The organism is Chryseobacterium takakiae (assembly GCF_900129385.1).
Lineage (GTDB): Bacteria > Bacteroidota > Bacteroidia > Flavobacteriales > Weeksellaceae > Chryseobacterium > Chryseobacterium takakiae.
In genome coordinates, this window is record NZ_FQVO01000030.1 from 1 (window position 1) to 5,869 (window position 5,869).

Genomic DNA, 5,869 nt, shown 5'->3' on the forward strand with positions numbered 1-5,869 from the left:
GGTACAGTAACAAATTGTGGAACACCATTGGCATTTACCGTAGTACCTAAGTTCTGGTTGCTTGCTGTAGAACCGGTTCCTACTGTTACACTGCCACTTGCTGTTACCAGCTGGGATGAAGTAATTCCAGCTCCTCCTTCTATCGCATCTACACAGCCGTCATTGTCACTGTCTAAGTCTAAGGTATTTGTTATGCCATCGCCATCGGTATCACAGGAAGAATTTATTAAAGATACATTATCTAATGAAATATCAATACTTAAAGCCGAACCAGGACTAGTATCTGTAAATCTCACTCGTATATTAGGACTTGTTGCTACAAAAGATAATGACTCATTGGTAGGTGCAGGAGGTCCATCAGACTGATTTCTAATAGTCGTTTTAGAAGCAATAACAGTATTGGTATCTCTATTAATGACCTCAACCAACAAGGATACATTCGCTCCAAAGCCATCTCCCACTCTTCCACAAGCATAATTAAGTGTATAATTTGCACCAGAAGTAAGGGTTATATCATTATACAGTACGCCATTTGGTATAGTATTGCCTCCATTAAAGAATGCTGATCCACTAATAGCAACATTCCCTGCTACACTTGTCCATCCAGGTAACTGCAAACCTACCATTCCCGTATCGAACGTACCATTTGGAAACATTTCACATGCTTCAGCCGTATCTAAAATTCCGTCATTGTCGTCATCTAAATCGTCGATATTCAATACACCATCACTGTCACTATCCACACCCAAAGCCTGCAACGATAAGAAACCTGAACCAATACCTGCAGGTACAGTGATCTGTCCGCTGCTATTAAGTGTCCCTAAGGTAGTAGATCCTGTGGTAAAGTTGGCATCTGCTGCTTTCCACACAAGATTCCATGTAAAATTGGTATGATCCAAACCGCTAAACTGTAAACTTACCGCCTGTGTATAGTTGGTGTTCTGAATTTTCCATAATCTGGTTATTCTGGTATTGAATCCAGAAGCAAGATTAGTAGTAACTCTTGCTGTAGCAGAGGCATTATCATCTCCAACTAGCAAAGCACTTAGGTCATTGTTAATTGCGGTACGGCTTCCAGCACTGTTTGCACTGGTAAAGTCAGCATTGGTAGCTAACGTAAGTACACTACTGCTGTTTACAGATCTGGATACTTTCTGATTCAATCCGGAGACATCATCTCTGGTGATACCGGCTATATTATTTTGGTAGGTGGTATCTCCTGTCCAAAAAGTGGTAGTCCCGTTGGAAGCAAGATAATCACGAGTACCGGATGTAGATCCTAAGGTTGTTCCATATTTAATAGACAAATAAGAATGTACCTGTGTCAGCTCTGTATTGGTTAATACCCGGGTATAATTAATGACCTCACCGATGCGGTTAGTAACATTTCCTAACCCCCCATCGGGTCTTCCTCCTATGGAAAAATCAGTTGTTATATTCGTATTTAAATCAACTGTACGGGTAACAGAGCTGTAAGGTAAATTACCATTAAGGGAAGCTTGGTTGGAAGTAGTATTTCCCACGAAAGATAATATATTATATGCTCCTATACTACCAGAAGGGGTAAAGTTTGTACCTCCGAACTGACCGGAATTCCCATACATGTCATAACGATTAGCAGTATTCAAATAGTTTGCAGTAAAGAAAATACCTGCCGTATCAAATGTGATAAATCCTGAATTGGTATTCGATGAGAATAGATTTGACAATAAGGTGGTGGTTGTCAAAATTTCCTCGTCTGCTGATGTAGTACCTGCAAACTCAATTGCTGAATTAAAATTCACAAGATTAGTTTTAAGGTCCGGCTGCTTAGCTGCGAGGTTCATCGATAAGAAAGGAACATTAATATTGCCAGTTCTGTTATTCCATTGTTGAATTTTACCATTATTTACTCCCGGCGTTATCCCTGCATCTGAGAAAGTACCGGATGAAGCATCAAACCACAAAGAAAGTCCTGAAGACACCCCTCCCGGAGCGATTGCAAACGCAGCAAAGCTAAAGAACTGACCTGTTGTAAAATCTACCGTTGCGGTGTAATATTGTACTCCGCCCAGAGTTTCCAGCGTCATTGCCGTTCTGGTATCACTGCCGTCAAAAGTTGCATCGGCACTTACTACCAAATTAAGCTGGGCGATGTTGCTTCCTATCTGGCTTGCCGGTAAGGCTACCTTCACGGTTCCTACGGTTCCGGTTTCCTGTACTTTCCAGATACGGGTCATTCTTGCATTTAATCCTCCAAAGGCAAAAGAGCTGCCAAATGAGGTACTTCCGGTATCAGAACCCCAAACCAAAGCAGATAAATCTGCACTGAAATTATTCGTATTATTGGCGTTGGTATCGGTAATGTTTACATTTCCAATTACCGGCTGAACGCCTGGATTTACAGATGCAGATTGCTTTTGATTCAATCCGGAGATATCATCTCTGGCAATACCGGCAATGTTGTTATTGTAGCCCGTATTAGCTGTTGTATTCCAAGAAATTGTACCTGATGATAATACGTAATCTCCTGATTTAGTGTAACCATATTTAACCGCCAGATAAGACTCAACCCTGTTTTGACTTACAGCATCCAACGCTACATTATATGTAATAAATTCCGGAACTATTACATTTGAATTTTCATTATTACTTCCTCCAATATCACCTCTAAAGGCTGTGGCTCCGGAAGTTGCGCCTGTTAATATCGAAGTACTGTTTCCATAAAAAGAAAACGGACCCGCATTTCTTATGTACGTATAGTTTCTGACATCTGTAGTAGAAGCAATAACTGAATTGGTACCTGAAGTAAGACTGTTGGGAGCAGCGTCATAATAGACGGTATTCATTAAGTTACTCCAATACCCAATTAACACATTAGATAACGCCGAGCCAAAAACCCTTCCATTGCTGCCTGCATTTTTCAGCTTTGAAACGCCAAAAACCGAGTAGCTTCCCGAAAGATCTAAAGCCGAAGGAAGTGTAAATTTCCCTGATGTATTAAATGTATAAGAAGGATTGAAGTTTATTAAGTCAGCTCCAGAGGTATTATATACATTAGTTCCCGTTCCTGTGGCGTCATTAATGTTAGCTGAATTTTTCCAGATAGAACCTGTATTGGCGGTGTTTTCTTTATTCCAGCTTGTAAGTCCTGCAATGACCCCTCCCGGAGCTATACAGCCATTGAAAGAAGCATTTTGAGATATGCCAACTGCCTGTCCTGTGGTATTGCTATATCCTGATGGTACAGTAACAAACTGTGGAACACCACTGGCATTTACCGTAGTACCTAAGTTCTGGTTGCTTGCTGTAGAACCGGTTCCTACTGTTACACTGCCACTTGCTGTTACCAGCTGGGATGAAGTAATTCCTGCTGCTCCTTCTATCGCATCAACACAGCCGTCGTTATCACTATCTAAGTCTAAACTGTTTGTTATGCCGTCGCCATCGGTGTCTAAGTTATCTATATAGAACACAAAATTATCAAAACGCGGATCATCAGAATTTGAAAAATTGGCATAAATTTGGAATAAGGAAGAATTTACTAAAGATCCTGTTGGAATACTAAAGACTAAAGTATTCCAAATACTTAAAGGCATTGTACTCAAATTACAGCTAGCTCCATTAAAAGTTGTAATGTTATATTGCGTAGCAGACGTTGGTCTAGTTATAGTTGCAAATGTAATACCATTAATTATAACATCAAATGATACTGGTGAAAGATAAAAGTTATCAGCATAAAAATCAAATTTCAGTGTAGCTGTACTTGCTGTAGCTAATGTTCCACTAAAATTAAGTGTTTGACTAATGCTAGCATTTATACTGCCTCCTATATTAAAGCAGTTCCCAGGGTTTCCCTGACTTACTGCATAATTCCAACCAGTTCCCACACTCCAACCAGTAGTACTATTCTCAAGATTGCCATTTACAAAGGTATTTATTTGTGTTTCATTCACATCCAAAATGCCGTCATTGTCATCATCAAGATCATCTATATCGACAACACCGTCACCGTCGCTATCTAAAGCATTGGCTTGTAGCGATAGGAAGCCTGAACCAATACCTGCAGGTATAGTGATCTGTCCGCTGCTGTTAAGTGTCCCTAAGGTAGTAGATCCTGTGGTAAAGTTGGCATCCGCCGCTTTCCACACAAGATTCCATGTAAGATTGGCATGATCCAAACCGCTAAACTGTAAACTTACCGCCTGTGTATAGTTGGTGTTCTGAACTTTCCATAATCTGGTTATTCTGGTATTGAATCCAGAAGCAACATTTGTAGTAACTCTTGCTGTAGCAGAGGCATTATCATCTCCTACTACCAAAGCACTTAAGTTATTAGTAATATTTGTACGGCTAACCGTGCTGTTTGCACTCGTAAAGTCGGCATTGGTAGCAATGGTAAGCACACTTCCTGTATTTACCGATCTGGATACTTTCTGATTCAATCCGGAGACATCATCTCTGGCGATACCGGCAATATTATTGTTATATCCAGTGTTCATTGTGGCATTCCAAACTACTGATGCATCAGATGCAAGGTAATTTTGGGGGGTTGTTTGGTCTAGCGTAAAGCCATATTTAATGGCTAAATAGCTTTCTATCCTTTGCCTTTCTACTGCGCTTAATGCATTGGTATTGTAGATAATTTCCCCTATCCTACCATTATAGGCATTAGCACCTACGTTCATAGCAGAGTTGTTGCCTGTATAAGCCAATAATGTAGATCCACTTATGAGCTGCAGCCCGTTGCGGCGAAACGATGTTTTAGGTGTAAGGCTATTGTTGTTCCAGCCTGTCCACAAATATGGCGTACCTACACTTCCTCCCCAGTTTGTATTGATCCTGCTATTAAATGCTCCATCCCAGTAAATATTATTATCTGAATAAGGAGTCATCATATTGATTAGAGTACCAGTTGCAAGATTTTCTAAGAAGACAGAAGAAGTATTTACTGCCTTCATCACATTCACCACAAATGCGGAAGCATTGTTATAAGTAGATGTTCCCAAGATACCGTTCGCATCCGTAAGTACATCGTTTGAACCGTCAAAATCTATAACAGGATTAAAATTGATGTTTTCTGATGCATTGTTCTTAAACAGCGGTTGGTTTGCAACAGTTGCCTGTGCAACATTATTTCCATTGTCACTTTTATCATTCCATTGCGAAACCGCGGTCCCATTTACGGTGGTGCTGGTTCCATCATCAGCCTTTAACCAAAGAGAGGAACCGAACACTCCACCCGGAGCTATACAGCCATTGATAGAAGCATTTTGAGATGCGCCAATTGCCTGTCCCGTGGTATTGCTGTATCCTGATGGTACAGTAACAAACTGTGGAACTCCATTGGCATTGACCGTAGTACCTAAGTTCTGGTTGCTTGCTGTAGAACCGGTTCCTACTGTTACACTGCCACTTGCTGTTACCAACTGGGATGTCGTAATCCCTGCTGCTCCTTCTATCGCATCTACACAGCCGTCGTTATCACTATCTAAGTCTAAACTGTTTGGTATGCCGTCGCCATCGGTGTCTAATGATCCTTCAGCCGTATCTAAAATACCATCATTATCATCATCTAAGTCTGTCCCATCCAATACGCCGTCGCCATCGACATCAATAACTGCGGCCTGTAATGAGATAAATCCTGAAGCAGGTGCAGACGCTAATGTTATCTGTCCGCTGCTGTTAAGTGTCCCTAAGCTAGTAGCTCCTGTGGTAAAGTTGGCATCTGCAGACTTCCAAACCAGTTGCCAAGAATAATTAGCCGTATCTAAGCCGCTAAACTGAAGACTTACTGCTTGACTATAGTTGGTATTCTGTACTCTCCACAATCTGGTAATTCTTGTGATAAAACCGGGAGCAAGATTGGTAGATACCCTTACTGTGGACG

General features: G+C 41.0%; 1 protein-coding gene. It reads right to left on the reverse strand.

Annotated features, from left to right (window positions below; genetic code table 11):
* Positions 1 to 5,869 (reverse strand): beta strand repeat-containing protein (locus BUA76_RS19335; RefSeq protein ID WP_178337364.1); only part of this gene is annotated, 5,869 nt, incomplete at both ends.